22 protein-coding genes are annotated in these 26273 nt (G+C 57.5%); 9 read left to right on the top strand and 13 right to left on the bottom strand.

The genetic code is table 11. The annotated features are described in order from the left end of the window. Positions 1-53: 53 nt before the first annotated feature. Positions 54-1025: a response regulator transcription factor gene (locus tag HMPREF9451_RS09565; protein WP_009140000.1), complete on the top strand. Its 972-nt coding sequence runs from the start codon at positions 54-56 to the stop codon at positions 1023-1025. A gap of 56 nt (positions 1026-1081) precedes the next feature. On the opposite strand, the gene HMPREF9451_RS09090 is transcribed toward HMPREF9451_RS09565, so the two are convergent. From HMPREF9451_RS09090 to HMPREF9451_RS09070, 5 genes are all read right to left on the bottom strand, one after another. Then, the gene (locus HMPREF9451_RS09090; RefSeq protein WP_009139999.1) at positions 1082-2800 is read right to left on the bottom strand and encodes an FAD-dependent oxidoreductase; all 1719 of its coding nucleotides are present in this window, start codon (positions 2798-2800) and stop codon (positions 1082-1084) included. A gap of 147 nt (positions 2801-2947) precedes the next feature. Beyond that, positions 2948-3637, bottom strand: coding sequence for a DUF554 domain-containing protein (locus HMPREF9451_RS09085; protein WP_009139998.1), 690 nt, complete (start codon positions 3635-3637; stop codon positions 2948-2950). Between the two features lie 148 nt (positions 3638-3785). Further along, positions 3786-5072, bottom strand: a complete 1287-nt coding sequence (locus HMPREF9451_RS10170; protein WP_009139997.1) for a DUF4190 domain-containing protein — start codon at positions 5070-5072, stop codon at positions 3786-3788. 147 nt (positions 5073-5219) lie between these two features. After that, positions 5220-5516, bottom strand: a complete 297-nt coding sequence (locus tag HMPREF9451_RS09075) for a hypothetical protein (protein ID WP_009139996.1) — start codon at positions 5514-5516, stop codon at positions 5220-5222. 271 nt (positions 5517-5787) lie between these two features. After that, a complete protein-coding gene (locus tag HMPREF9451_RS09070) occupies positions 5788-7515 on the bottom strand; it encodes an FAD-binding protein (RefSeq protein WP_009139995.1) in 1728 nt (575 codons plus the stop codon). A 332-nt stretch (positions 7516-7847) separates the two neighbouring features. Between HMPREF9451_RS09070 and HMPREF9451_RS09065 the strand changes: the two genes are divergently transcribed. After that, positions 7848-9281, top strand: coding sequence for a helix-turn-helix transcriptional regulator (locus HMPREF9451_RS09065; protein ID WP_009139994.1), 1434 nt, complete (start codon positions 7848-7850; stop codon positions 9279-9281). On the opposite strand, the gene HMPREF9451_RS09060 is transcribed toward HMPREF9451_RS09065, so the two are convergent. The 4 genes from HMPREF9451_RS09060 to HMPREF9451_RS09045 all read right to left on the bottom strand — a co-directional run bounded on the left by HMPREF9451_RS09060 (position 9278) and on the right by HMPREF9451_RS09045 (position 13201). After that, positions 9278-9697, bottom strand: coding sequence for a PaaI family thioesterase (locus tag HMPREF9451_RS09060; protein ID WP_009139993.1), 420 nt, complete (start codon positions 9695-9697; stop codon positions 9278-9280). The genes HMPREF9451_RS09065 and HMPREF9451_RS09060 overlap by 4 nt on opposite strands. 152 nt (positions 9698-9849) lie before the next feature. Beyond that, positions 9850-11250, bottom strand: coding sequence for an APC family permease (locus tag HMPREF9451_RS09055; RefSeq protein ID WP_009139992.1), 1401 nt, complete (start codon positions 11248-11250; stop codon positions 9850-9852). Positions 11251-11609: 359 nt separating this feature from the next. Continuing rightward, positions 11610-12512, bottom strand: coding sequence for an acetamidase/formamidase family protein (locus HMPREF9451_RS09050; RefSeq protein WP_040626858.1), 903 nt, complete (start codon positions 12510-12512; stop codon positions 11610-11612). A 269-nt stretch (positions 12513-12781) separates the two neighbouring features. Further along, positions 12782-13201 (bottom strand): Rrf2 family transcriptional regulator, encoded by a 420-nt coding sequence (locus tag HMPREF9451_RS09045; protein WP_009139990.1) that lies wholly within the window; start codon positions 13199-13201, stop codon positions 12782-12784. Positions 13202-13431: 230 nt separating this feature from the next. On the opposite strand from HMPREF9451_RS09045, the gene HMPREF9451_RS09040 reads away from it, so the two are divergent. Continuing rightward, positions 13432-14121, top strand: coding sequence for a beta/alpha barrel domain-containing protein (locus tag HMPREF9451_RS09040; RefSeq protein WP_009139989.1), 690 nt, complete (start codon positions 13432-13434; stop codon positions 14119-14121). A 755-nt stretch (positions 14122-14876) separates the two neighbouring features. Then, a complete protein-coding gene (locus tag HMPREF9451_RS09035) occupies positions 14877-15833 on the top strand; it encodes a helix-turn-helix transcriptional regulator (protein WP_009139988.1) in 957 nt (318 codons plus the stop codon). A 24-nt stretch (positions 15834-15857) separates the two neighbouring features. Here the strand turns inward: HMPREF9451_RS09035 and HMPREF9451_RS09030 are convergent, their stop codons facing one another. Further along, a complete protein-coding gene (locus tag HMPREF9451_RS09030) occupies positions 15858-16457 on the bottom strand; it encodes a TetR/AcrR family transcriptional regulator (protein WP_232204118.1) in 600 nt (199 codons plus the stop codon). A 357-nt stretch (positions 16458-16814) separates the two neighbouring features. Here HMPREF9451_RS09030 and HMPREF9451_RS09025 point away from each other — a divergent pair, with 357 nt between their 5' ends. Further along, positions 16815-17837, top strand: coding sequence for a DUF5692 family protein (locus tag HMPREF9451_RS09025; protein ID WP_009139986.1), 1023 nt, complete (start codon positions 16815-16817; stop codon positions 17835-17837). A gap of 213 nt (positions 17838-18050) precedes the next feature. Next, entirely contained in the window at positions 18051-21791 is a 3741-nt protein-coding gene (locus tag HMPREF9451_RS09020) for a phosphoribosylformylglycinamidine synthase (protein WP_009139985.1), read from the top strand. A 91-nt stretch (positions 21792-21882) separates the two neighbouring features. Here HMPREF9451_RS09020 and HMPREF9451_RS09015 read toward each other — a convergent pair whose 3' ends face one another. Next, on the bottom strand, positions 21883-22122 hold the full coding sequence (locus HMPREF9451_RS09015) for a hypothetical protein (protein WP_009139984.1): 240 nt from the start codon (positions 22120-22122) through the stop codon (positions 21883-21885). A 168-nt stretch (positions 22123-22290) separates the two neighbouring features. Between HMPREF9451_RS09015 and HMPREF9451_RS09010 the strand changes: the two genes are divergently transcribed. After that, positions 22291-23610: a Y-family DNA polymerase gene (locus HMPREF9451_RS09010; RefSeq protein WP_009139983.1), complete on the top strand. Its 1320-nt coding sequence runs from the start codon at positions 22291-22293 to the stop codon at positions 23608-23610. Between the two features lie 158 nt (positions 23611-23768). On the opposite strand, the gene HMPREF9451_RS10015 is transcribed toward HMPREF9451_RS09010, so the two are convergent. Then, positions 23769-24080 carry a hypothetical protein gene (locus HMPREF9451_RS10015; protein WP_009139981.1) on the bottom strand — a complete coding sequence of 104 codons (312 nt, stop codon included), beginning with the start codon at positions 24078-24080 and terminating at the stop codon, positions 23769-23771. Positions 24081-24195: 115 nt separating this feature from the next. Between HMPREF9451_RS10015 and HMPREF9451_RS10010 the strand changes: the two genes are divergently transcribed. Continuing rightward, a complete protein-coding gene (locus HMPREF9451_RS10010) occupies positions 24196-24474 on the top strand; it encodes a helix-turn-helix domain-containing protein (RefSeq protein WP_187364061.1) in 279 nt (92 codons plus the stop codon). A 273-nt stretch (positions 24475-24747) separates the two neighbouring features. Further along, entirely contained in the window at positions 24748-25434 is a 687-nt protein-coding gene (locus HMPREF9451_RS08995) for a phosphoribosylaminoimidazolesuccinocarboxamide synthase (RefSeq protein WP_009139979.1), read from the top strand. 82 nt (positions 25435-25516) lie between these two features. On the opposite strand, the gene HMPREF9451_RS08990 is transcribed toward HMPREF9451_RS08995, so the two are convergent. Next, entirely contained in the window at positions 25517-26272 is a 756-nt protein-coding gene (locus HMPREF9451_RS08990) for a PDDEXK family nuclease (protein WP_009139978.1), read from the bottom strand. Position 26273: the final 1 nt, after the last annotated feature.

Here is a 26273-nt window from a genome sequence, read left to right as displayed (position 1 = left end):
ACCAAAACAAACACCATCGAAGCGAACCGTCCGCCGCGCACGCGCTGCGGTCGATGGGAAGAACCGTCCTCGGAATTCTGGTCGCTTGCGTTTTCGTTTGCCTTTCAGGAGGCTTTCTTGACGCCGACCCCTACATAAGGCCCGAAACGCCCGTCAACCAAGCTTCGATCCTCGTGGCCCTTGTTTTCGCCATGGCGCTCACGGCCGTTGCCGTCGTAGGTCCGCGACGAATTTCGATTTCGTTTTTCTACCGCTGGATGTGCCCCGCTTTGGTGCTCGGATTCGCATCCGTAATCCTCCTGCCCGACCCCTTCGGCAGCATAGTGGCTTTCATTACGTCCATTTCCGCGCGATTCGCTTTCTGCCTCATCACGCAGATGTTTTTCGCACGATTCGCTGAGAGCGGAAAAGCAACCGCAACCCAATCGTTCGGATGGGGATGGATCGGGGTTCATCTTGGCGACTTCATCGGCGTGTTTCTGCTTCTCATGCTTCAAAACTTCCCAATCGGCAATTTGGGCGGTTTTGAGAACGTAGCAGCCGGCTGCATTGTCGTGCTCGTGTTCGCCACGATGTTCGTGCTCGATGACGAAACAAGCTTCCGCACACAGAACCCCAGCGCAGAAAACGCCCCATCGATTATCACGCCTTCAAAGAAAAGCGAGGAATTGACAACCGCGCGTCCAGGAGATAACGCAAACGAGAGCATCGGCCGCAACAGTGACGCGCAAGCAGGGCAGCGCACCCCGCTTCAGGACGCTGAAGAGCCGGCGGCGGACCAAAAAGAACAAGCCGGCAATGACGCCTCATTCGAGGAGGCCATCCTCTCGATTTCGAAAACGTTCAGGCTCACCCCGCGCGAAACGGAGGTCTTCTCTCTTTTGGCCCGGGGTCGCTCTATCCCCTACATTCGCGACGAACTCGTGATATCGAGAGAAACCGCCGCAACCCACGCGAAGCATATCTATGCAAAACTCGATGTGCACAGCCGCCAAGAGCTTATCGACCTGGTAGCGAAGCACTAAAAAGAGGAGGAGCCATGTGGGCTCCTCCTCTTCAAGGGAGGGGCGTGAATAAATGCCTACTCCACGCCGAGAGCGTGCTTTGCGGCAATGCGGCCAAACGTTGCCGTGCGGCCTGCGTTGATACCCGTGAAGTTGCTCGGGTAATTATGCGGGTAAAAACCGCCCTGATCGTTGCCGCATACATAGAGGCCCTCGATGACCGAGCCATCTTTGCGAAGCGGCTGGCTGTTTGCATTCGTGATAACGCCGTGGATAGTCACCAGAAGCTCGCCGCCAATACGCGCCGCATAAAACGGGGCCTGAGAAACATCGCTTAGACGATATGCCGGCTTTCCGAAATCGACATCCTCCCCCGCTTCGGCCAACTCGTTGTAACGCTCGACCGTGGCAAGAAACGTTGCCTTCTTCTCGGCGTCGAAGCCCATGGCGTCGGCGAGCTCTTCGAGCGTGTCGCACTTCTTCAAGGATCCGTTTTCGATACGCGGGTTGAGCCAGAACTCGTCGAGATGCTCGGGCGTAATAGCCTCGCAGTCATACACATCGGCATTGAAAGCCGTTCCTGCAGGAGCAGGGGCGAGACGGGAGCAACCGCAGGTGTCAAACCGAACGATGTCTTCCCAATAATTGCCGTCCCATACAATCCAGGAATAATGACCCGGCTGGTTCGCGCCGCCCGCATAGCTCATCGGATAGCACTGGTCTTCGTTCATAAAACGCTCGCCGTTGATGTTGACATGCAGGAACGGCTGGCTGCCGGGAAGGAAGATATCGCCGCCGGTATAAGACCCGTCGAATTCAAACCCATCGGGCAGAATGGCGCGATTCCAAATCATGGCCGCACCGCCCGCCTCAAGCTCGGCGCCCGCCCACAACGCCATGCGAATGCCATCGCCGGTTTCGGTGTTGCTGTCTCGCAGCGCACACCAGTTGGTATTGCCGGGGCACAGGTCCTGCAGCATCTCGTCATTCGCACCATAGCCGCCCGTGCACACGATAACGCCCTTAGATGCATTGGCCTGGATAACCTTTCCGTCGTTGTCGACGGCAATGACGCCGGTCACCTTTCCCGAATCATCCTGCACAAGCTGCTGGACAGGCGTCAGAAAGCGAATCTCTCCGCCGAGTTCGTTCTGGAAAACATCCGCCATAACCTCGAGATGCATATATGCACCATAGTTCGGACCTTCCGGGTTGTACTCGTCAAGGCACGGGTTGTAGCACATGGCGGGATAATAGGCGTGCGGATCGTCGGGGCAATGCCACTCGAACGGGAAAAGCATACCCTTGGGGCCAAGCGTCTCTTCCATCCACTCAATCATTTCACCGGACTTTTCTGCCCAAGTCTTGTAGAGGAGTATGTTCGCATCGCCAGATTGCGTCATGTTGGCATGATTCAAAAGCGTAGGAACGTCCTCATGATGATCGGGAGCGAGATTGGAATTGAGCGCGCCGATTGCCTCGCGTGCCGCCGCAATAGCGCCGCCCTTCTCGAACACGAGAATCTTGGCGCCTTCTTGGGCGGCCGTGGTTGCGGCGGGAAGGCCGCCGTTGCCGGCACCGACCACAACGATATCGACGTCGACGGTCTCATCTATTTTTTCGGGCATGGCCGGCTTATCGCGCCATGAGCCCTGCTGCCCGTCTGCGCCATCCTTAGCATCAGACGAGCTCGTGCTCGGAGCACAGCCGGTCAGCGCGGCCCCGGCCGCAGCAAGCGCGCCCGTTGCAGCAAAGCCCGTCAAAAAGCTACGACGATTCATTGCATGGTCTTTCATGATCCCTCTCCTGTTCGTGCCAGAGAACGTATCCGCCTCCCTCTTGGCGGCGTTTCTACGACTTCGACACTACAGGAGCCACCCCTGAAAACCATCGCCCTCTTGCGGGTATATTTCTTCAAAATACTTGGTCAGAAAAGATATACCCTAAAGCAGGTGAGACAAAAGAGGCGCAATCGGGCACCAAAGAACGGGCACGGCGAGGGCAGGAAGGAAATCGAGCGTTTTGATCTCCTTGAGTCCCAAAATCGAAATGCCGGACATCATGATAAGGCATCCGCCCACGATGGAGAGCTCGGTCATCATGCTCCCCGAAATGAAATCGCCCAAAAGAACCGTGAGCGCATAGATCGAACCCTGCCAGACGAATAAGACCACAGCAGCAAGGCACATGCCCACTCCGTAAGTCGAGGCCAAAACCATAGACGTCACGAAGTCGAGCATGGCGTTGGTGAACAGGAACGTAGCGTCTCCGTACAATGCGCTCTGCACGGGACCCAGGATGGAAAGCGTGCCTACGCAAAACAGCAGGCATCCCGTAACGAGACCTTGACCGAGCTCCTTGCCGCCCCTACGTGACGTGGCATTCCCCATGCGCTCCCCTAGACGAAGCGAAGAGCCGATGGCGCCACCTATGGCAAGACTTGCAATGAAGAGCACCGGGTACGAGCTGTTCGACATATTCTGAACGGCGGAGTTGATGCCGAGAACCATTGCCGCCACGCCCATAGCGGTAAACAGCGTGCTGCTCACGCGCTCGCTCATAACCCTTTTCAGCGTGCCGCCTATAACACTGCCCGCCACAATGGCGATAACGTTAACGATAGTGCCTATCATGTTGCCACTTTCTGCCTGAAGCTTTACCGAAAACGCTTGAAGTATACGCCCTGCGCATACCCGCATGCTTCAAAAGCGGCCCATACGCAAAAGGAAGTGCGGCATGCCGCACTTCCTTTCAAGGTGTACCTATGTCGCTACCAAAGGCCTAGAACGTCGAGAAGACGTAATCCAGCTCCTCTTCAAGGGAGTCTTCGAGAATCCGCCACGTTCCGCCCTCGTTGACTATGTCGAATGCCGCATAATAGTCGCTCATTGCGGTGCTCTCGGCCATGGCCTGGGCGTACAGCTCGCCAACCTTTGCCTTGGCGGTTTCGAGGTCGGCCGCATCTGCCGCGCCCGAGCTAACGTATTCATTGAGCAGGTCACCGAAAAGCGAGCCCATTTCAAAGAAATCGCGCTCGGTGGTATCGACATATACCGTTGCGGTAGCTCCGTCGGAATCGATATAGACGCTATCGATGGAATAGTCGAAATCGGTCGTAGCCCACGCGGCAACTTCATTGGGGTCGATGCCGAGGTCGCTCAGGCTCATATCCACACCGTCGATAGTGACAAGATCTTCATCGTCGTATTCGGCGCCCAGAGCGCTCAAGGCCGCAGAATCAGCGTTTTTGTACTTATCGAGCTCAGCCGAAACAAGGTCGGCTATTGCCTGCTCTTCGGCGCCCATATCCTCCGCAAGGGGAGAAGAGGTCGTAGGAACATCGGCGGAGGGAACGTAATCGCTTTCATAGGCGTTTATGCCACCTATGATACCCATGGTCAAAACGAACGAAAAAATAGCCCATAGGATAGAGAAGACGATGCCGATGATGCCGCAGACCTTGCCGCCCGTGGTCTTTCCGCTTTTACCTGCAAATTTCACGGCCTTGGACGCAAGCACGATGGCGACAATGCCCAGAATAATACCCACGATGGGGATGAAGGAAAACACGATAGCGAGAATACCGCAGATAAGCGCACCCGTCGCTTTGCCGCTCGACGGGGCGGAATAATTCGGAGCAGGAGGCGGCGGATAGGCGCCATAGGGAGCCTGCGCAGGACCAGGAACAGGCTGGGCCGGCTGCTGCGCGGAGTCGAACGGCTGCGTTGGCGCGGAAACGGGCTGATGCGGAGTTTGCGGCATCTGAGCAGTGCCCTCGACCTGAGGCGCCGAAGCAGGAGCGGCTTGAGGGGCCGCAGGAGCCGTCGGGGCGACGGGGGCCATCGGAGCAGCAGGCTCTGCAGGAGCTGCAGGCTCAGCAGGAACGGCAGGCTCTGCGGGAGCTGCAGGCTCTGCGGGAGCTGCAGGCTCTGCGGGAGCCGCCGCAGGAGCAGTGGGAGCAGGAGGCTCTACAGGAGCCGCCGGAGCTGCGGGCTCAGCAGAAATATCGGATTTCGGCTGATTATCAGGCGCAGGCTGAGGGGCCGCAGGGCCTTTCTTTTCTTCCATGATTCTTCCTCCTTGTGAAAGCGTCTGCGAATCCGAGTATCATCGCTAGATCATACGCGAAGTATAGCAACGAACGCCGCCGCGAAAACGCCACTCGCCTTGGATTTGCTGCCGAATCGGCGAAAGGAAGAGCCCTTCGACCCCGGGCTATGCAGCCGCTTGTTTCTCCGCCGCTTCGGCCGCATCGAGCTTCTTGTTGCGGAAATATACCCCCCAGTTCACGGCAAGACATGCAAGGTTGATGAAATACACCGCAAGCACCCAACTTATGGATCCGGAACAGAATTTGGCCGCAATACCAGCAATATACCCCAAGCAAATAAGCGTCAAGAATTGCCAGCTTGCACCGGCCGCCGTACGAGCCCTGTAGCTTTTGAGCGCGTTCATCGGCCACGATAGTCCAAAACACACCAACATAATCGCTTCGAGTATTTCCGCTGCCATCGCCCATCCCTTCTCGCTCGTTCAGGCGCGCGGCCCAAACATCTTGGATTCAATCCGCACTATGATAGCTCCGCTCTCGAAGCGCGCCAATCAAAACCGTGCGCATTTACGCACGGGAAATAAACATCACAGCTCGAAGACACGCCCTGGACGCATGAAGGCAAGACGGCAGCATGCAAGCACACAGCGAAAAGGCGGGCCGAAGCCCGCCTGGAAACAAGGAACGCTCAAGGGAGGGGTATGCGCGTTCCGGAGTATGCGAGAAATAGGTCTACATTGCAGACACGAGCTTGACCACGTGAAGCGCCTCGGTCATCGTACGGCCGCATGCGAAGCCGTGGAGCTGATCGGGGTAGTTACCGCTGAAGACGCTGCCAGAGCAGTCGCCCGCCGCAAACAGGCCCTCGATGACATGACCCTGCGTGTCGAGCGCCTGGCAGTCGTGGTTAATTCGAATACCGTCAATGGTGGTCAGAAGCGTGCCGCCGAGCGTGGCACCGAAGAACGGAGGGGTGCGCAGCTCGGAAAGACGGTACGCCTCCTTGAAGAAGTCGGTGTCTTCCTGGGCGTCGAACAGCTCGTTATAGCGCTCGCACGTGGCGAGGAACGTCTTTTTTGCATCGGCGTCGAAGCCCAGCTTGTCGGCCAGCTCGTCAAGCGTATCGGCCTTCTGCAGACGGCCGTCGGCGAGCTCTTTCTCGAAATAGGCGTCCAAATCGTACGAGCCGTCGTCCTTCTTGAACGCCAGCACGCCCATACGAGTGCCGGCCGAGCAGCCCAGCGTGTGGAAGCGCTGCACGTCTTCGCCGAAGTTGCCGTCCCATACCGAAATATAGGTGCCGTTAGGCTGCTGGGCGGCGGCGTGCGGAAGGTAGTCGTAATCGGCCGACTCGTTGGCGAAGCGCTCGCCCGCCATGTTCACTTTCAGGAACGGCTGCGTGCCGGGATTGAACTGGCCGTTGCCCGGAAACTGCGGGTCGCCGGCTTCGATGCTCTCAGGCGTATAGCCGGCCGGGGTTCCAGGAGCCACCAGGCCGCGGTCGAAAATCATCGTGGCGCTGGTGAGGTCTTTGGCGGCGCCTGCCCACATGGCGGCCTTGATGCCCATGCCTTTGTTGTTCTGGTTATAGCCCAGAGCCGTCACGCTTTTCGCTGTAACGGGAGACAGCGCCTCCACCATGGCGGGATTGGCCGCATAGCCGCCGGTGGCGAGCATGACGCCCTTCTTGGCATTGACCTGGACGTATCCGTTATCGGTTTCGAAGATGGCGCCGGTCACCCGACCGCCCTCTTCACGCACCAGCTTCGCCAGAAGATGGCCGTAAGAAACCTCGTAACCCGCTTCGTTGATATGCTTCTCGAACAGGACGTTGCGCTCTTCGATGCCGTCGCGTCCGCCGTCCTTGTTGCCGTAATGATGCTCGAACGGAGGCGTATAGAACGACGTGCCGCCCATGCCGCCCGGCATATCGTTCTCATCGGCGATAACCACGGCGCCGGACGCGCTCATGATGCCGTCGACGAACGCGAACATCTCGCCCGATTCGTCCATCCACATTTTGATGAGACGCTGGTCGCAATTGCCCGAGGAATAACGGATGATTTCACCCATCAGACGCTGACGGTCCACAGGTTCGCGATCGGCGAACGGAGGCGTATCGAGCGCTGCGAACCAATGGCGCGTTGCGCCCACCTGCGTGCCGCCCTCGCACACCATGAAATCAATCCCCTGGTCGGCCGCATATGCCGCTGCCGCCATGCCGCCGTTGCCCGCGCCGACAATCAACAGGTCGCATTCCTTGGTTTCGGCGATATCGGTGATTTCGGGGGCTTCGCCCAACCAGTCGGCGACGCCATCGGTTGCGCCCTTGTCTTCCGCATCGGCCGTCTTGCCCTCTCCTGCCGTGCTCGGAGCGCAACCCGCAAGCCCGGCGGCGGCTAAGGCACCCACGCCCGCAACGCCCGCCAGGAAATTACGACGAGATACTTCTGCTGCCATGTTGAATCCCTCCTTGGTATTCTCCCTTGCAACGACCCAAAGTCCATGCGCCTGTACGCGCAGAAGACGCGAGCGCAGTCGCTCCTCGTCTTGAGCATTCGCTTTTCGACGAAGCGATTCGGAAGCCCGACAACCTCGAGCCGTTGCAGAAACTGATTCGACTCTATACGCACAAGGAGAATTCGTCACTTCCCCACACAGGGGCATTCTTCATAAAATCCCTGATGATAAGCGTCACCCTGACAGGGGTATCTTGAGAAAGGCGAAAATGGGCATCGATTCGCTCGCCCGAAAACAATACAATGGGCTCCGGATAATAGGAGGGGTATCCAATGCAACAAAGCAAAGGGAAGCGGGCTCTTGCGTGCGCTTTCGGGGCCGTCGTGCTCATGGGGCTGTACGGCTGGATTCAAAACAGCGTGCTGTTTCCGCGCTTTGCGGAATTCTTCCCCGTCGGAAGAGAGCTGGACACGGCTGTGCGCGCCCTGCTTTACGTAGGGGTCACCTTGGCAGCGGGCAATAGGCCGGGGATTCTCGATGCGAAGACCATCGCGGCAACAAGCGTCATCGCCACGGCAAGCTCTACCGCGCTTATCTACGCTTCCGTGGTTTTGCAATCGGCGATTATGGCCACAGCAGGCATTGTGTTTTTCGAAATCGGCCATATCTGGATCGTCGTATTCTACGGGCTGGCCATCTGTCTTTTACCCACGCCCCGACATACAGCGATCGCTGCGGCATTCGGCATAGCCGCAAGCAATTTGCTAGAACAGGCAATGGGCATCCTGCCACTTGAAGCAGGCATGACCGCCATGGCAGCGCTTCCCCTTGCGGCGCTTGCGCTTTCGTGGATGTCCGCATCGCAATACCTCGCACGGATGCAGCATGCGTCTACGCCGTCAGACCTCGAAATCGCACACCCGAGCGCTTTCCTTAAACCGACGCATGCGCTTTTCGCCTGCATCTTGGTATTCAGCATCGCTTCGGGATATGCGCTCACGCTCAACGAAGTGGACAACGCCCCGAACCGCAGCCCCCTTGAATGGACGGTCCTGCTCGCCGTTGCCGTGGCGATTGTCCTCGCCCGCAAACCGGGCGGAGAGGACGCGCTTTTCTCGTTTTCGGCGCTGCTCGTCATTGCAGGGTTTCTTGCCGCCCCGTTCACGTTCGACAGCAACGCCCCCATGGCAAACGCCCTGTTGCGCATCGGAAGAAACTGCTTCGACATCCTTTTATGGATGACCGTAGCCGCCATTGGCAAGCAAAACCCCTTCGCCCTGCTCGTCGCACTTGGCATCGCAAACGCCGTGCGCGCCCTAGGAACCATCGTTGGAGCGATAGCAGGACATACGGCAAACGATTTCGTTTCCCTCGGCGGACAGGAGGCGCACTTCATAACCGCCTGCGCACTGTTCGTGTTCATAGCGTTTCTTTGGCTCGGGTTTCGAAAGTTCAGCTTCGAAGAGACCATAAACGGCGTCGAAAGCCCCGAAATCACCACGCAGCACAGCGCCCATGAAGACTCCTTCGAAGAAAAATGCGCGCAGATCGGAACCGCGCACGGGCTGACGGAACGCGAGACGGAGATATTCCTCTGCATGGCGCGCGGACGCAACGTGGGCTTTATCCAGGAACACTTCGTCATATCGCGCAACACCGTGAAAACGCACGTGAAGCGTATCTACAAAAAGCTCGACGTGCATTCGCAGCAAGAGCTCATAGACCTGGCGGAAAGCAGCGCGGCGCCCGAATCGCAGCGCGTCTAGCCCCGCCTGAACCCCGTCACATTCATGCGAGCCACGGGATTGCCCGAAGAATCCGTCACGTCAACGCGAGCGAAGCAGAGGCTTCGTCCGTCTTTCTCCACCCGGCACTCGGCAACGAGCTTGTCGGTCTTCGCCGTCCCGAGAAAGTCTATGCTGCAATTCGTGGATACCGTAGGAGGATTGCCCACGTTCGCCGCAACCGCGAAAGCGAAGTCCCCCATGGTGAAAGGCACGCCGCCCATAACCGACCCGAGGCCATTACGATGATTGTCGCCCAGCAATAGCGAAACGCGGGAAAATCCCGGCCTTGCCTCTTCAATCGCTGCGCCGCACGCCACCGTGGCATAGCGATCGTTCGAAAAAAACGCGCGAATCTCCTCGAGCGTCGCTTCTCCCGAGATAACGATATCTGCCATTGCCGATCCTTTCCCTACGCCTTTCGCAAACCACGTGTTACCGCTTTACCGAGCAGCACGTGAAATAAAAACGGCTCCAGCATAACGCCGGAGCCGCAGATGCGCCTATTGTTCGACCCGCAACGATGCGTGTCGAAACAGACTCGAAACACTTATGCGTCCAGATGCTTGAACGCCTCGGGAACCTCTTTGAAGCCCTTGGACTTCACGGCAGCCACAATCATGCCGATAACGAACCACGTGACACCCATTGCCCAGGTCATCGGCTGGAAGCCGGCAAACACATACGCCAGAATCGCGATGCCGATCCAGGGGCAGATCAGATACTTCACGATATCGCCGAAGCTCTTACGCTGCTTTTCCTTAACGAAGAAGAACCAGAAGGTGGCAAAGTTCAGCAGGATGAACGAGAACAGCGCGCCGAAGTTCACCAGCGTGGCCAAGTCGGCCATACCGAGGATGCCAACCAGAATCAGCGCAACAACACCGATGAAGATGGAACCAACCCACGGGGTCTTGAACTTGGGATGCACCTTGCCGAAGATGCGGGGAATCACGCCGTCGCGACCCATGGAGAACAGCAGGCGGGAAGCGGCGAGCTGTGCGTTCATGATATTGGCGATGCCCACAGCCACGATATTGACCACCAGCATAATCTTCATGAAGATGTCGCCGCCGATAAGCTGGCAGCCATAGAAGAACGCGTTGTTGGCATGCTCTTCGGTCCACGAGGCCCAATCAGGCTGGATGAGCGAGGCCAGGTAGGTTTGAACGGAGAAGCACACGATGATGATGCCCAGGGCAATCATGATGCCGCGACCGATGTTCTTCTCAGGCTCGCGGGTTTCCTCGGCCAGCGTGGAAATGCCGTCGAAACCCAGGAAGTTCAGCGCAGCAATGGAGATGCCAGCAGCGATGAAGGTGGGGGTGACTACCTCAGGCTGCCAGATCGGATCCATATTGAACTCGCCGGCACCGCCGCCGCCCATGATGAAGTTGCAGCCCAGAGCCACAAACGCAATCACGGCCACAATCTCAACCGCGAAAATGACGAAGTCTACGCCGCGCGTCATGGAAACGCCGCGGATGTTCACGAACGTGTTGAACGCCACGAACACGATGACCCACAGCCACCACGGGCTGCCCGGAACCAGCATGACGCCCCAGTTTGCGACCATGGTGTAAAGCAGTGCGGGGGTGATGCAGTAATCCAGCAGGATCATCCAGCCGGACATAAAGCCCACATGGGGGTTCAGGCCGCGCTGCACGTAAGAGTATACCGAGCCTGCAATGGGGAAACGCTTGCTCATGCGCACGTAGCTCAATGCCGTGAAGCCGATGGCCACGAAGCCAACGAGGTACACCAGGGTGGACATGCCCAAACCCTGCTGCTGCACCAAGCCCCAGATAGAATGCGGGGCGATGATGACCATAAACAGCACGCCGTACAAAACGACGTCCCACAGACCGAGGCCGCGACGCAGCTCCTGTTTGTAGCCGAACTGCTCAAGCGAAGCGTTCGCGCCCTTGGCGGCAGTCTTGTTTTCCGCCATTAGACACCTTCTTTCGAATCCGAACCTACCTTCAGACGCGATCGAAGCCGGATGCTTGCAACTCCATCCGGCTTCGGTCTTGTCTGATTTGTTGATGTCGTGGATTCTATCACTTTGCCGCGCTAAAGCAGAAGCAAAAGAAGGAAGCAAAATGCTCTTTTGAAACCCTTGCGGCAAACGGTGCAATTGATAAGGCGAGCGGCATTTTTTCGCAAGAACGCGCGTTTAGGCACCTCGCAGACGGCGAACTTCGCCCGACATTCTTGCAAACAAAAGCGCCTCGCGCTCGACACTCTCAAAAGCGGCGATAACGCGAGGCGCGGCAAGTCTAGCCAGCAGGACCAAAACGCGGGCGGCAATTACGGACGCGGAACCAGCGGCGCGAACTGGGGGAGCTTCGGCGTGCCGATACGCAAGGAAAGCTGCACCTCGCACGGCTCACAGCCCTGGCTGATTTCGACATCGGACTGGATGGACATATACATATAGGTCTCGACCGGATCCCAGCCCGTAACGTTCATAAGCAGACGCTGCATCTCTTTCGAGCCGTTCATGAGCGCTTCGTCATATTTAGGAGCGTTGGCATTGACGTACCATTTGTCATGGGTTTCAAGAACGGGCCAATGAAGCTCGAAGTTCTTGACCAGCTGAACCTTGACGGTGATCTCCGCAGGAATCTCAATGCCCGTGCCGCACAGTTCGCCGTCGCCCATGGCGGCATGCACATCGCCCATCTGCAGCAATGCACCCGGAACTCGAACAGGCAGATACAGGCGAGTCCCCTTGGTGATCAGCTTGTTGTCCATGTTCCCGCCATGCGATCCCACGAAGCCGTCGATCACGTCTTCGCCGGCAGGAGCCGTGCCAATGACGCCGATCATCGGGTTGATGAGAATCTTCACGCCGTTGAAATCCGCCACGCCATCTTTGATTTTAATTTTCTTGGTGCGATAGTCGGTGCCCTCGAAAAGCGGACCGCAGTGATCGTCGGTGGCAACGGTCCCTTCGTCAGCAACCTCGATTTCGTAGATATCCACCACAAGCACATCGCCCGGCTCGGCACCTTCGATATAAACGGGACCGGCTGCGGGATTGGCGAATCCGTACGTATAGTCCAAATCGGCCATCGTGGTCTTCTCGTCGGGAATACGATTGCTGAAGCAGTCTTTGGTGACGAACTTGAGCATCTCGCCCGGCTGTGCCGTAGCGCACGGCGCATTGTCCTTGGAAAATGCGTAAACCTGCTCTTCAATGACCTGCATGTCTTCCCCTTTCGCGCGAGCGCAATCGATTATCGGCCGTGCTCCTTGCAGTACGCAGCGGCCTTTCGGATGTCGTAGCATCATGCCTCCATTTACGGGAATAGCACACGGCGGCATCTCTTTCCCTTTCACTATCGTACTTTCAGGGCGCAGGGTGAAGACCCTTCTTGCGGGTTCGGCAAAACAAGAAGACCGACGGAGTCGGCCTTTCTTAATCGCTACAGCAGAAACGAAGACCGGACCTTAAATAAACCCATCGGGCACGCGCGCTACGACGGCAAACGACCCAGAAGGTCCTGCAGGGTCGTTTGCCTCAGGCGGTTCTCGAGCGCCCGCTGGGCGGCTTCAAGTTCTCCATCAAGGATTTTGTGAATCGCACCCCCGATGGGACAATCGGAATTCGGCGAATCATGAAAGGCGAACAGGTTGCTCTCCGTGCTTTCCACGGCTCGAAACACGTCCAGAAGCGTCACTTCGTCGTAATTCTTCACTACGCTTGCCCCGCCGACGCCGGGCTCGACCATGATGATGCCCGCATCCTTAAGCTGGCAGAACAGCCTTCTGATAACAACGGGATTCGCCCCCGTGCTTGCGGCGACGCGTTTCGAGGTAACGCGACAATCCCCCGAAAACCGAACGATATAAAGCAGCGAATGCACTGCCAGGGTGAATCTGGTGGATATCTGCACGAACCCTCCCGTCAAACGACGAACGCAGCCAGAACAAACGCCAGTGGCAAAAAGGCAAGCAAAAGCGCCCTTCGCAATCCCCAGCGCCGAATAAGCTGGGGATTATTCTGCAAAAACCTTGATAAAAGTTGGTTTCGAATCGGTAACGCTCGGCTACGAACCGAACAATCTCCGAACCCTCAGCCTACACTTTCCAATACCGCAATACTACAAGGCAGGAGGTGAGCGGCATGAGCGAGGCCGACCTTTTCGAAGTTGAGGGCACATTGCGCGGCGTGGGAATTCGGGTCCCCGAGGCGATCAAACAATGCAGCGGAATATCGCTGTACGGGCGCTGCATGAAGTCGCTCGTCTTCTCGACTGACGTCGCCGTGATACGAAACGTCGATGCCGATGCCGTTTTGGCCGTCTATCCGTTCACATGCCAGCCTGCTATCACTCAGGCACTCCTCGCCGTTTCGGAAGTTCCCGTGCTCACCGGCGTGGGCGGCTCTCTTACGACCGGACAGCGCGCAATCGATTTGGCCGTTCATTCCGACATGCAAGGCGTAGCGGGCGTCGTAGTCAACGCGTCCACGGACCCGCGTACCATCGCAGGCATGGCCGAACGCGTCGACGTGCCCATCGTGGTCACCGCTACGAAGCTCGATGCCTTGGTTCACGACCAGATTGCTGCAGGAGCCCGCATCGTCAATGTGGCCGCGGCAAAAGAAACCGCCTATGTCGTGGAGGATTTGCGCAGGGCCTATCCGAATCTTCCGATCATGGCGAGCGGCGGGCCAAACGACGAAACCATTCTTGCCACGATAGAAGCCGGCGCAAACGCCATTTCTTGGACGCCGCCGAGCCTCCAAGAGCTCGAGCGACGCGTCATGAACCGCCACCGCCAGAAAAACGACCTCACCTTTTTCGCCGCGTAGCTCATTGCGCTTCGAGCACCTCTGCGCTTGAAGCGGCAAGGCCAACCGCAGATTGTATTGAGGCCGTCCCTACCAATCGCATCATCTCTCATATTCAGCCGCATAAACGAATCGAGGCCGTCAGCACCACACTGACGGCCTCGATTCGCATGTATATGCTGCCTGCGACACAGGGGGGGGTGATGGCAGCGTTTTTGGCTGTACCCGGTCGAAACAAAGGGGCATTGGGGGCAAATCGACCGGACCAGCGGTGAACCGCACACCCGACCGACGAAGGTGCGACGCAACGTCGCACCACGCATCCTCTCTCGAAAACGAATCCGCGCCTCTCTCTCGCGAGCTCGCCTTCATGCGCCGCCGTCGGGTAGACAATGCTGCAGCGATTTGGTTCAGCCATAAACCAAATCGCCGAGCCATGGGTGTCGCTTGGATGCCGGCTTCAATCGGACGGGGATTCAACTTCGTTTGCGCCCTGGCCAACATCGCAAAACGATTATGCAAGCACTTCCCTTCCTTTGAAAAGGTATAAGGCATGTATACAAGCGGGATAAAACCTGGTGTATTTCCGCGCTTAAACCCATAAACCATATATAAACCCCTGATAAGAGCTCTATTTTTTCTTTGGACAGACGTCAAAAACTCCCCGAAAACATGCCAATATCGCCGTTATCGAGACAATACGGAAGACAAACATCTATGTATTACGCTACCATGTCGGTGTTTTCAGAAAGCATTCGCGATGCGAAAGGCGCCGAATGGAACTCCTCTACTTCCACCTCACGGTCATCGTGCAGCTTATATCCGTCATTACATCAGCAGCGTGCCTTGCCGTGTATTTGGTTTCCCACCGCCGAACGTTTCTCTTCGCGTTCTGCGGTTTTCTCTTCTACTTCATCGACGTGTCGCTCATCTTCCAAGATGAATTCGTCAGCATCGCGACAAACCTCGAATCCGACCCGCTCTATTTGACGCTTCGTTCCCTCGGATCCATGGTTTCAGGCGGAGGCATATACATTTCGCTCTGGCTTCTTGTATGCGATTTCGTCGGCGAAAAACGGACGGCGCTTCTTGCTATCCCCGGCGCGATATTCGTCGCAGGAAGCCTTGCCGCGCTCTTCCTCATTCCTTCGAGCCCTCTTGCCCGCTTCGCCTTCTATTCCATGCGAACGCTGCTTCTGCTCTGGATAGTCGTATTCATCGCTTTTCGCTACATCACCACGCTCGACCCTATCGAACGGGGCAGGATGCGCCGGCACAAAGCGCTCTACCTCGCCCTCGCAGTTGGAGGAGCTTGCATCTTCCTTGAAGATATTGCTTCGTTCTTCTACGGAATAACGCTTTTCCCCGCGACGCATTTCAACGGCGAGCGGAACTACTCGGAAGAGATTCTCATGCTTATCTGCGCGGCGGCCTCATGCGTAAGCGCCTACCGGGCGCTCTCCCTTCGCTACGAGAACCCTCCCACGCGAGAGGACGACCACGTCGAATCGGCGATCGAAGGCAACCTTGAGCTCTACGCCAAAAGGCACAAGCTCTCCAAGCGTGAGATGGAGGCGCTCAAGCTTATCCTCCTTGGCCTCGACAACCAAAACATCGCTTCCACCATGGGCGTTGCGCCAAGCACGGCGAAAGTGCACGTGCACAACATCCTCCAAAAGACAGGACACCCAAACAGACAGGACCTTATCCAGGATTTCTGGCGCACGTGGTAGGACCCTCTCGAACCAAAAGCCCCGTCAGACTCCGTCGCCGCGTGGCGATTCGGACCACGGAGGCGGTTGCAGCACGCGCATGTCCACCCGCAACGTCTGGGCGATAAGCCGCGAGATTTCGTCATCGGTAATGTCGGGCTTCGCCTTCATCAGCCCGACAACCCCGTACAGCACCAAGGCGAAGGTCTCTGGAACCAGGTCGATCTCCACGGTTCGATAGGCAGTGTATTCCGAGACGATGTTTCGGCAGATGCAGTCGACCGCTTCGCGCACGGCCCTTGCGGCGAATTCGTCGCGCATCCCCAATTCATCGAGCACGCTAAACATAGGGCGCGGCTCACCCGAGGACATATAGAGAACATGGCGAAACGTCGCGACGCATTTGCGCAGTTCGTCCGGGGTGTTCCCAAAGACCCTCTGCTCGTTCCACGTCGCCACACTCTCCACGATGTCTTCGACGTAATCCTCGACGACCGCCTGCACGACGGCATCTTTGTCCTCGAAGTAATAATAGAGAAGCGTGCGCGTTATTCCCGCCTCCTTCGCCACGGCGGTAAGCGTCGTCTTCTTGACCCCGTCACGTTCGAAAAGAAGTCGCGCGGCCAGCACGATATCCCCAGGCACGCCTTGGCATCTTTTGCTCGTCCGCACGCATCGCGTAACCGTATGAATCGGCTCGGGCCAGCCGCAATTCGCTGCACTTGAATCCGAAAAAGCCACGACAACCCCCTCCGAAAGCACGAGTTAGCACAACGCTTCTCACAGAGTACTTCGAAAACGCCCTTCCTGGATACCTGCAGAAGAAGAAAGCGGGGTCTGCCTCGAAAATCGGGAAGACGCGGCAGATGCCGATCTTCTTGCCGAAAAGAGGCAATCACCCGCAGCTTCTATTGTCATATCAAGCATCAATCGTCAAAACGCAAAAAAACTGGACTGATAGCATGCGAAAAACAGGGAACGTTCGATACCAGGAGGTGCTCCATGTTTTTCTACGAACCCCTATCCGCCACCGCATGCATCAGTGTGGTTCTCTACCTCGTCTTCCTCATAGGCATGAACGAGCTTTCTCGCGCCAACAAATGGATCGGCGGGGTCCTGTTCATCGCCCTTCCCGCCGTTTTGACCGTCTTCGTCTGGCCCCACACCGCCGTCGAGGGCACAGGAGCCGGCACGTGGTTTCAGTGGGTGAAAACGTACTCGTGCCTCGCCGGAGCCATTCTGGGCTGGCTGATTGTCTACTTCCCCGCGTTCCAGAAGAAGTACATCGTCTGCATTCCGCCTGTCATCTTCGCAATCAACATCCTGGAAGCCTGCATCCGCGATTTCCAGCTTACGGGCGTCAACGGCATCGTGGACGGCTACATGGTCGTAGGAGGACCATGGAACGTCATCAACGGCATAGCCGGCATCTTAAACGCCGTCTGCATCTGCGGATTCTTCGGCATCATCGTCAGCCGCGGTAAAAAGAAAGACTACGTCTGGCCCGATCAGCTGTGGTTCTGGATCATCGGATACGACCTGTGGAATTTCGCATACACCTACAACAGCGTTTCCGACCGCTCCATGTACTGCGGCCTCATCCTTCTTGCCGCATGCACCATTCCCGCTTTCTTCATCAAGCGTGGAGCCTATGCGCAACACCGCGTGCGCACCCTCGCCTTCAACATGATCGTCACGATGACCATCCCCTGGTTCTACCTGCACCCCGCATTCGTCGTTCACTCGACGAACAGCCCCGCCGCACATATGACCATTTCCGTCATCGCCCTTCTGTTCAACATCTGCGTATTCGCCTATCAGGCATACACGATCTTCGGCAAGAAACGCAATCCGTTCAAGACGGAGCTGTACTACGACAATCCGAAATTCCAGCGCGTATATCTTGAGAGCGTGGACGTACCCGCCGGCAAAGAACAAGAAGCGCTTGAAAGGCTCATCGAGCACGGGTACGACGCCGCATGGGACGAGCACGGACGCGTACGCGCATGGCGCGATTCCCAATAGCAAGAACAATATTGCCCATCTAGACAAACGCACGAAAGCCCGCCTCCTCTGCGGGTTTTCGTGCGTTTTCTCGTATGAATTACCCGTTCCCAGGCAATAATGCGCCCCGTTTTCTGCGCAAGGCTTTATCATGAAAAGATACGCGCCTGCAACATAATGGAGCATGCGCATTCCATCCGACTTCTACCACGACTCCGGGAAGGCAGGAAACCCATGGTTTCTCGTATTTACGTTGAGAAGAAGCCCGGCTTCGACGTCGAGGCGCACCAGCTTTTGCATGAGCTGCGCACCATCCTCGGCATCGAAGGCCTCACGGGCATCCGTCTCATCAACCGCTACGACGTTGAGGGCGCAAGCGACGAACTGTTCGAGCAATGCGTTCCCACCGTTTTCAGCGAGCCGCAGTCCGACAATGCATTTGCCGAACTGCCCGCCGCAGAAGGCGCGGTTGTTTTTGCCGTCGAACCCCTGCCCGGCCAGTTCGACCAGCGCGCCGCCTCTGCAAGCGAGTGCATTCAGCTCATCAGCCAGGGCGAACGTCCCGAGGTCTTGAGCGCCAAAGTCTACATGCTCGAAGGCGCCCTTTCCGACGAGGATATTGCCGCCATCAAGCATTACGTCATCAATCCCATCGAAGCGCGCGAGGCATCCCTCGAAGAGCGCAGCACGCTGAAAATGGCGCATCCGACGCCCGAGGCCGTCGAAGTCATCGAAGGCTTCCGCGAGCTTGATGAAGCGGGCCTTGCCGCCTTCATCGCCGAGCGCGGCCTTGCCATGGACGAAGCCGATATCGCCTTCTGCCAGAAGTATTTCGCCGAAGACGAACAGCGCGACCCCACTATCACCGAAATCAAGATGATCGACACCTACTGGTCCGACCATTGCCGCCACACCACCTTCGGCACCGTTCTTGAGAACGTGCAGATTGACGACGAAGCCGTGAAGGCCGCATTCGAGCAGTACCTCGCCATGCGCCACGAGCTCGGCCGCGACGAAAAGCCCGTCTGCCTCATGGACATGGGCACCATCGGCGCCAAGTGGCTCAAATCCAAAGGCATCCTGAAAAACCTTGACGAATCCGAAGAAATCAACGCCTGCACCGTCAAAATCAAGTGCGACGTGAACGGCGAAGAGCAGGATTGGCTCTATCTTTTCAAAAACGAAACCCATAACCATCCCACGGAAATCGAGCCCTTCGGCGGCGCAGCAACCTGCGTGGGCGGCGCCATCCGCGACCCCTTGTCCGGTCGCAGCTACGTCTACCAGGCAATGCGCGTGACCGGCGCGGCAGACCCCACGGTTCCGGTGTCCGAAACGCTTGAGGGCAAGCTGCCCCAGCGCAAGCTGGTCACCACCGCCGCAGCAGGCTATTCTTCCTACGGCAACCAGATCGGCCTTGCAACCGGCCAGGTCAACGAGTTGTACCATCCCGGCTATGCCGCAAAGCGCATGGAAATCGGAGCCGTCGTGGGCGCAACGCCCGCAGACCACGTTCGCCGCGAAACCCCGGCTCCGGGCGACATCGTGGTGCTTCTTGGCGGCCGCACCGGCCGTGACGGCATCGGCGGCGCAACGGGCTCTTCCAAAGCGCACAATCTTGAAAGCATCGAAACCTGCGGCGCAGAGGTCCAGAAGGGTAACGCCCCCGTCGAGCGCAAGATTCAGCGTCTTTTCCGTCGCAAGGACGCATGCGAAATGGTCAAGCGCTGCAACGACTTCGGCGCTGGCGGCGTCTCTGTCGCCGTGGGAGAGCTGGCAGACGGCCTGTCCATCGATCTGAACCGCGTTCCCAAGAAATACGACGGCCTTGACGGCACCGAGCTGGCCATCTCCGAAAGCCAGGAGCGCATGGCCGTTGCCTTGGCGCCTGAGGACGTCGAGAAATTCATCGAGCTCGCCCATGAGGAAAACCTCGAGGCAACCCCGATCGCGGAAGTTACCGAAGAGGCCCGCGTTCGCATGACCTGGAACGGCGATGCCATCGTCGACGTCAGCCGCGCGTTTTTGGCATCCAACGGCGCGCCGAAAAGCCAAGACGTCCACATCGAAAAGGGTGGCCGCTATACCCCCGAATGGAAGGGCGACACCCTCGCGGAACGCATGCTCGGCCTGGTGACCGACCTCAACGTCTGCTCCAACAAGGGCCTTTCCGAGCGCTTCGACTCCACCATCGGCGCTGCCACCGTGCTCATGCCGTTCGGCGGCAAGAACCAGCTCACCCCCGCTATGGCCATGGCCGCCAAACTTCCTGTTGACGGCGAGACCACCACGTGCTCCGGCATGGCATGGGGATTCAACCCCTATCTGTCTTCCGCCAATCAGTTCGAGGGCTCCTATGTGGCCGTCGTAGAAAGCGTCGCTAAGCTTGTTGCCGCAGGCTTCGAGCGCGAAAACGCCTACCTGACCTTCCAGGAGTACTTCGAGCGCCTACGCAACGAAGCACAGCGCTGGGGCAAGCCCGCTGCCGCAGTTCTCGGCGCGCTAAAGGCGCAGGTAGAACTTGGCGTCGGCGCCATCGGCGGCAAAGACTCCATGTCCGGCAGCTTCGAGACGCTCGACGTTCCCCCCACCCTGGTCAGCTTCGCTACCGCCGTGGGCCACGTGGATCGCGTCACCTCCCCTGAATTCAAGAAAGCCGGCAGCCGCGTCGTGCTGATCGAGCCGGCTTACAAGAAAGACTCCGCCATGCCCGAGGCCGAAGGCTTCCTCGACGCCGTGGATGTTGTTGAGGGATTGATCGACGAAGGCAACGCCCTCGCCGTCTCCACCCCTGGATTCGGCGGCCTTGCCGAGGCTCTCTTCAAGATGTGCGTCGGCAACGGCATCGGTCTCAAACTCGATGAGAACCTCTCCGCAGACGCCCTGTTCGACTTGAACTACGGCGCGTTCGTGGTCGAGCTTGCCGATAGTGCAGAGCTTCCCGAAGACGGCGAGCTTTTGTCCGTTACCGAAATCGGCCAGACCACCGAGGCATACGAATTCGTCGCTGCGGGCGAAACCCTCAATCTCGCCGAGCTCCAGGAAGCCTGGGAAGGCGCCATCGAGCCCGTATTCCCGTATCGCAGCACCGATGAAGACCGTGCCGCAGCCCCGAAGGTCGAACCCGTCACCTACACCGATGCTCTGCCTTTGACCTACTGCGGGTCGATTGCCAAGCCACGCGTCATTATTCCGGTGTTCCCGGGCACGAACTGCGAATTCGACACCGCCCATGCGTTCGAACGCGCGGGCGCCGAAGCGCAGACCCTGGTCATCAACAACCTCACGCCCGCCGCAGTTGCCGAAAGCACCAAGGCGCTCGTCGAGGCCATTAAGAACAGCCAGATCGTCATGCTGCCTGGCGGCTTCTCCGGCGGTGACGAGCCCGACGGCTCCGCGAAGTTCATCACCGCGTTCTTCCGCGCCCCCGAGGTCACCGAGGCCGTGCGCGACCTGCTGCAGAACCGCGACGGCTTGATGCTGGGCATCTGCAACGGCTTCCAGGCGCTCGTCAAGCTGGGTCTTGTGCCCTACGGCGACATCCGCCCGATGGACGAGGCCTGCCCGACCTTGACCTTTAACGAAATCGGCCGTCACCAGAGCCGCCTGGTGCGCACCCGCGTGTCATCCAGCCTTTCGCCTTGGTTCAGCAAGTGCGAAGTAGGCGATATTCACACCGTGGCCATCAGCCACGGCGAGGGCCGCTTCGTCGCGAGCCCCGAGCTTGCCGCTCAACTTGCTGCCAACGGCCAAATCGCCACGCAGTACGTTGACGAGGCGGGCATGCCGTCTATGGACCTGAGCGTGAACCCCAACGGATCCGTCATGGCCATCGAAGGCATCACCAGCCCCGACGGACGCGTACTGGGCAAGATGGGCCACACCGAGCGTAACGGCTACGGCCTGTACAAAAACGTGCCGGGCAACACGTTCCAGCCGCTCATCGAAGGCGGCGTGAGCTACTTCACCGAATAGCACGCAAGCCAAGCCCGAATACAAGATCCCCGCGGCCGCGAAGGGTTGCGGGGATCTTGTTATATGAACGGCATGGCGACGGTTCGCAAAGTTAGCGCCGTTCTTCGTCTTTCGCTTCGTCTTTCACGCGCATGCTTTCTTCCATGTCCATCTGCATAAGCGTGCCTATAAGCTGCTGCTGGAAGCGGGCGCGCACGAATTCCTCGTCCGTATCTTCCATGTCTCCCTCTATGACCTGCCTTGTCTTCTCGTTGGAAGCGTAGGCGTGGTAAAGACGAATTCCGCCCAGGTCTATGCTGTCTACCCGCGTCTGCCATTCTTCAAGATTCATGCAATTCCCTGCCTTCTCAAAGTCCCCTTTGTCTTCCCTGCGATTCATGCGTCAAAGCACATTGGCTTCAGTGTAGCGAAGCGTGCCGTTTTTCCCTCGAACACCCTTCGACTTTAGCATATCTTGCACTATAATAGGAACACTTGTTCGTATTTTTTGGGAGGCATCGTGGAAAGGCAGTCCAAATGCGCAGACGTCTATATCTGCATAGACTTGAAGTGTTTCTACGCGTCCGTGGAATGCATCGCACGCGGCCTCGACCCTTTCGAAACGAACCTCGTCGTCGCCGATCCGGAAAGGTCGCGCACCACCATATGTCTGGCAATCACGCCGGCGCTGAAAAGGATCGGGGTCAAAAACCGCTGCCGCGTGTTCGAAATCCCCGATGAAGTTCCCTACATCATGGCCAAGCCCCGTATGAAGCGCTACATGGAAGTCTCTGCGCAAATATATGCGGTCTACCTCCGCTACGTCTCCCCGGATGACATTCACGTATATTCAATAGATGAATGCTTCATCTACGCCACGCCCTATTTGCGCCTCTATTCGCTCGGTGCGAAAGAATTCGCGCGTATGCTCATGGATGAGGTGCGCGCTGCAACGGGCATCTGCGCCACAGCAGGCATAGGGACCAATCTGTTTCTAGCGAAGGTCGCGCTTGATATCACGGCAAAGCACGTGCCCGATAATATCGGGGTGCTCAACGAACGATCCTTCATAGAAACCCTTTGGACCCATCGTCCCATCACCGATATCTGGAACATAGGCCCCGGCATCGCCCGTAGGCTCGCGCAGCACGGCGTTCACGACCTCAAAGGCGTCGCGGAACTCGACCGCCGAATTCTGTACAAAGAGTTTGGCGCCAATGCCGAGTACCTCATCGACCACGCCTGGGGGCAGGAGCCGTGCACCATAGCGGACATCAAAAACTATGTGCCCAAAGAGCACTCCACCGTCAACGGGCAGGTGCTCCCTTGCGATTATTCGGCAGAAGACGCCCGCCTCGTCATGCACGAGATGATCGACGCAAGCGTGCTCGACCTTGTAAGACGCGGCTTATTGACCGATCGCATCTCCCTTTTCGTGGGCTACGCCAATAGCACCCATCCGCAAAGCAGCCGATCCGATCCGTCCACCTGCGAGCACTCCGAAGAGCCGTCCCATGACGGATGCTCCATGACGCTTGACGCTCCCACGGACTCCTCGCTGTTCATAACCGCCGAATTCGACCGCCTCTTCAATAAGGAGGTCAACACCTCCCGCCTCATCAGACGCATAAGCATGGGGTTTTCGGAGATAGACGCAGAAAGCCGCCAAACCGTCCTTTTCGACGAAAGCGAGTCCAGGAGAAAAGAAAGGAGCCTTCAAGAAACCGCCATTGCCGTGAAGGAGAAATTCGGAAAGAACTCCCTGCTCAAAGGTATGAGTCTTAAAGAGAAGGCAACCGCAAGAGAGCGCAACAATCAAATTGGAGGCCATCATGCATAACGCGCCGAGAAACCTCGTTTCCGAAAAGGAACCAACGCCGACAGGCGGCCATGCGCCTCACGCCCATCGCGCCGTGCGGCACCCCGACCGCGCACGTCAATTCATACCCTTCGCAGCTTTAAGGGGATTCGAAGACATGCTTCGCGAGCAGGAGCGCCTCAGCGCCCTTCGTGCCGATTCTCCTCGTCAAGACAGCGCTCGGCCTCCTCGATAACACGGCTCAAGGAATCCGACTTCCACCGAACGTATGCCGACTCCATAGCTTCGTCGTCTTCGTCCTCGTCAAGGAGCCGGGCAAAACGCATGCCTCCGTATTTTCGCTCGGCAAGCTCGCACAGATCGTGCAAAAACGCCTCGAGGTCGTCCTTTCTCAACGCAACACCGCATAGAAGCTCGGCCTCGCGAGGGTCGTCGTTCGCATCGTATATCGCTAAGGCAACGTCAAGCCGAGAAAAATCGAGGTCTTCCATTCCTTGCTCCCTATCCAGCATTCGCCTAGCCGCGCTTCTTCGTTGTGCCCATCCTATCCTCTTTTGTAACATTCTATGGTTACAGCATCGGCCGAAGCGTCCGTACGCTAACCATATGATCACATTCGACGCGTACAAGACACAACTCGGCCTCAACATCCTCCGCCACCGAGAGCGGACAGGGATGAGCCTGCGCGAGTTCGGGCTCATGGCCGACGTCCATCCAAACCAAGTTACCCGCATAGAACACGGCAGGGTGAACCCGTCCCTCCAGACGCTGTATCGCATTGCCGAAGCTCTCGAAGTCGACCTTTGCGATCTGCTTCCGAAAAATGATCACGACGTTCGCAAGAACGACGGCCAGGAGCCGAATCCGTTTCATTACTTCCTCTAGGACGTTTTCTCTAGAGCGACCCCTCGAGACGCCTCCCCCGAAGGCGACCTCTTCTGGGCATTCGTTTGTATTGAAAGATTCCTCTAAAACGTTTTCCCAGGGACAACTCCCTTAAGCTACGACTTTCTTGCTTGCACTTTGCCCATTTTGTTTCCGACATGTTTCGAAAAACCAAATTCTGTCAGGAGATGAAGAAGTTGGCTCCATGCTATGCTTATGAGAGTAAACTGTCTCCGTTACATCATGGCCCAAAACATGCGGAAAGGATTCTCCATGGCTCATGAACTCGTGTACTCCGGAAAGACCAAAGACGTCTTCGCTCTGGAAAACGGCAACTACCTGCTGAAGTTCAAGGACGACTGCACGGGCAAGGACGGCGTTTTCGATCCCGGCGAGAACTCCGTGGGTCTCACGATTGAAGGCGTTGGCGATGTGAACCTGCGCATGTCCATCTACTTCTTCGAGAAGATCAACGCTGCCGGCATCAAGACTCACTATGTGAGCGCCGACCTCGACAACACCACCATGGAAGTCCTCCCCGCCAAGGTCTTCGGCGAAGGCCTCGAGGTCATCTGCCGCCACAAGGCTGTCGGCTCCTTCTATCGTCGTTATAAGCAGTATGTCGAAGAGGGCGCAGACCTGCCTGCCTATGTTGAAACCACTTTCAAGAACGACGAACTCGGCGACCCGCTGGTCACCAAGGACGGCCTGGTTGTCCTCGGCGTCATGACCGCTGAGCAGTACGACCAGCTCAAGGACATGACCCAGAAGATTACCCAGATCGTCGCCGACGACCTGAAGGAAAAGGGTCTCGTTCTTTACGATATCAAGTTCGAGTTTGGCTACGACGCCAACGGCGATGTCATCCTGATTGACGAAATTGCCTCTGGCAACATGCGCGTATACAAAGACGGCGAGTATATCGACCCGATGACCCTCTCTGAGCTCTTCTTCGCATAAGCCTTAAGAGCAATCAGAACACGCAAAGCCGCGACATCCGTTCCTTCATGGTCCGGGCGCCGCGGCTTTTTATATATGAACGCTAAAAAAGCGAATCGGGAATAATCAGGCCCCTGCCGCATTCGTCACATGCGCATGCCGAACCTCCGCAAGCGTCCGCCGCGAGCACGCAGCCGCAATCGGGACATACGAATTCGCCCGAGGGCGTCGTTGCGGCGTATTTCATGACACGGCCGACCCTGCTCGACCCTTTGCCGTCTTCGACCGCAATCCGAAACGTCTCGGGCGGCTCAAGCCCCACGATGACAAGAGGCGCCGGCAGCATGGTTCCGAGGGGCTTCAAATACTGCACGTAGTCTTCGTACGTACCGACTGCGCTATCGAATCCGCCAGCCTCTTTCATGGCCTGCGTTGCCGTAATCACAACGCCGCCGCTAGTCTGGATGGCCTTTTGCACATGATTGAGCTCGCTTGCCAGGGTGGGCTTGATAAGGTTCCATGAAATGTCGGAACGATGGTTGAAAGCAACCTCAACGCTGAGCGCATCCTTGGCGAAATCCAATCGCCAGGTGCCTTTCGCCGCGCGCCCGTACTCTTCGTCGGCGAAAATATAGCTTTCGGGCTCCCATGCGCGCTTGACCAGCTCCGCCTTAACCAGACGATTGATGGCCTGCGATATCGATTTTGCCTTGCGCGCTTCGCCCTCGAATTCCTTGATGATCATATCGTCGGAAATGCTCGCAAGCGCATCTTCTATTTCGCCCCACAGGCACGCGTATTCCCCCAGCTCTCTAAAGAGAAAGTCCGCATGTCTGTGTCCGTGAATCCTGTATTTCATA

The sequence above is a fragment of the Slackia piriformis YIT 12062 genome, assembly GCF_000296445.1.
GTDB classification, from domain to species: domain Bacteria; phylum Actinomycetota; class Coriobacteriia; order Coriobacteriales; family Eggerthellaceae; genus Slackia; species Slackia piriformis.
The sequence above is the reverse complement of the archived record's forward strand: the minus strand, read 5'-3'. Positions and strand labels throughout refer to the sequence as shown.

Excerpts from the sequence above, each read along its gene's own strand:
- HMPREF9451_RS09070 (WP_009139995.1), bottom strand. The coding sequence starts at position 7,515 with ATGGCAGCAGAAGTATCTCGTCGTAATTTCCTGGCGGGCGTTGCGGGC.
- HMPREF9451_RS09035 (WP_009139988.1), top strand. The coding sequence starts at position 14,877 with ATGGAACTCCTCTACTTCCACCTCACGGTCATCGTGCAGCTTATATCC.
- HMPREF9451_RS09055 (WP_009139992.1), bottom strand. The coding sequence starts at position 11,250 with ATGGCGGAAAACAAGACTGCCGCCAAGGGCGCGAACGCTTCGCTTGAG.
- HMPREF9451_RS09065 (WP_009139994.1), top strand. The coding sequence starts at position 7,848 with ATGCAACAAAGCAAAGGGAAGCGGGCTCTTGCGTGCGCTTTCGGGGCC.
- HMPREF9451_RS09085 (WP_009139998.1), bottom strand. The coding sequence starts at position 3,637 with ATGATAGGCACTATCGTTAACGTTATCGCCATTGTGGCGGGCAGTGTT.
- HMPREF9451_RS09090 (WP_009139999.1), bottom strand. The coding sequence starts at position 2,800 with ATGAAAGACCATGCAATGAATCGTCGTAGCTTTTTGACGGGCTTTGCT.
- HMPREF9451_RS09050 (WP_040626858.1), bottom strand. The coding sequence starts at position 12,512 with ATGCAGGTCATTGAAGAGCAGGTTTACGCATTTTCCAAGGACAATGCG.
- HMPREF9451_RS09075 (WP_009139996.1), bottom strand. The coding sequence starts at position 5,516 with ATGGCAGCGGAAATACTCGAAGCGATTATGTTGGTGTGTTTTGGACTA.
- HMPREF9451_RS09060 (WP_009139993.1), bottom strand. The coding sequence starts at position 9,697 with ATGGCAGATATCGTTATCTCGGGAGAAGCGACGCTCGAGGAGATTCGC.
- HMPREF9451_RS10010 (WP_187364061.1), top strand. The coding sequence starts at position 24,196 with ATGATCACATTCGACGCGTACAAGACACAACTCGGCCTCAACATCCTC.
- HMPREF9451_RS08990 (WP_009139978.1), bottom strand. The coding sequence starts at position 26,272 with ATGAAATACAGGATTCACGGACACAGACATGCGGACTTTCTCTTTAGA.
- HMPREF9451_RS08995 (WP_009139979.1), top strand. The coding sequence starts at position 24,748 with ATGGCTCATGAACTCGTGTACTCCGGAAAGACCAAAGACGTCTTCGCT.
- HMPREF9451_RS10015 (WP_009139981.1), bottom strand. The coding sequence starts at position 24,080 with ATGGAAGACCTCGATTTTTCTCGGCTTGACGTTGCCTTAGCGATATAC.
- HMPREF9451_RS09015 (WP_009139984.1), bottom strand. The coding sequence starts at position 22,122 with ATGAATCTTGAAGAATGGCAGACGCGGGTAGACAGCATAGACCTGGGC.
- HMPREF9451_RS09565 (WP_009140000.1), top strand. The coding sequence starts at position 54 with ATGGGAAGAACCGTCCTCGGAATTCTGGTCGCTTGCGTTTTCGTTTGC.
- HMPREF9451_RS10170 (WP_009139997.1), bottom strand. The coding sequence starts at position 5,072 with ATGGAAGAAAAGAAAGGCCCTGCGGCCCCTCAGCCTGCGCCTGATAAT.
- HMPREF9451_RS09040 (WP_009139989.1), top strand. The coding sequence starts at position 13,432 with ATGAGCGAGGCCGACCTTTTCGAAGTTGAGGGCACATTGCGCGGCGTG.
- HMPREF9451_RS09025 (WP_009139986.1), top strand. The coding sequence starts at position 16,815 with ATGTTTTTCTACGAACCCCTATCCGCCACCGCATGCATCAGTGTGGTT.
- HMPREF9451_RS09020 (WP_009139985.1), top strand. The coding sequence starts at position 18,051 with ATGGTTTCTCGTATTTACGTTGAGAAGAAGCCCGGCTTCGACGTCGAG.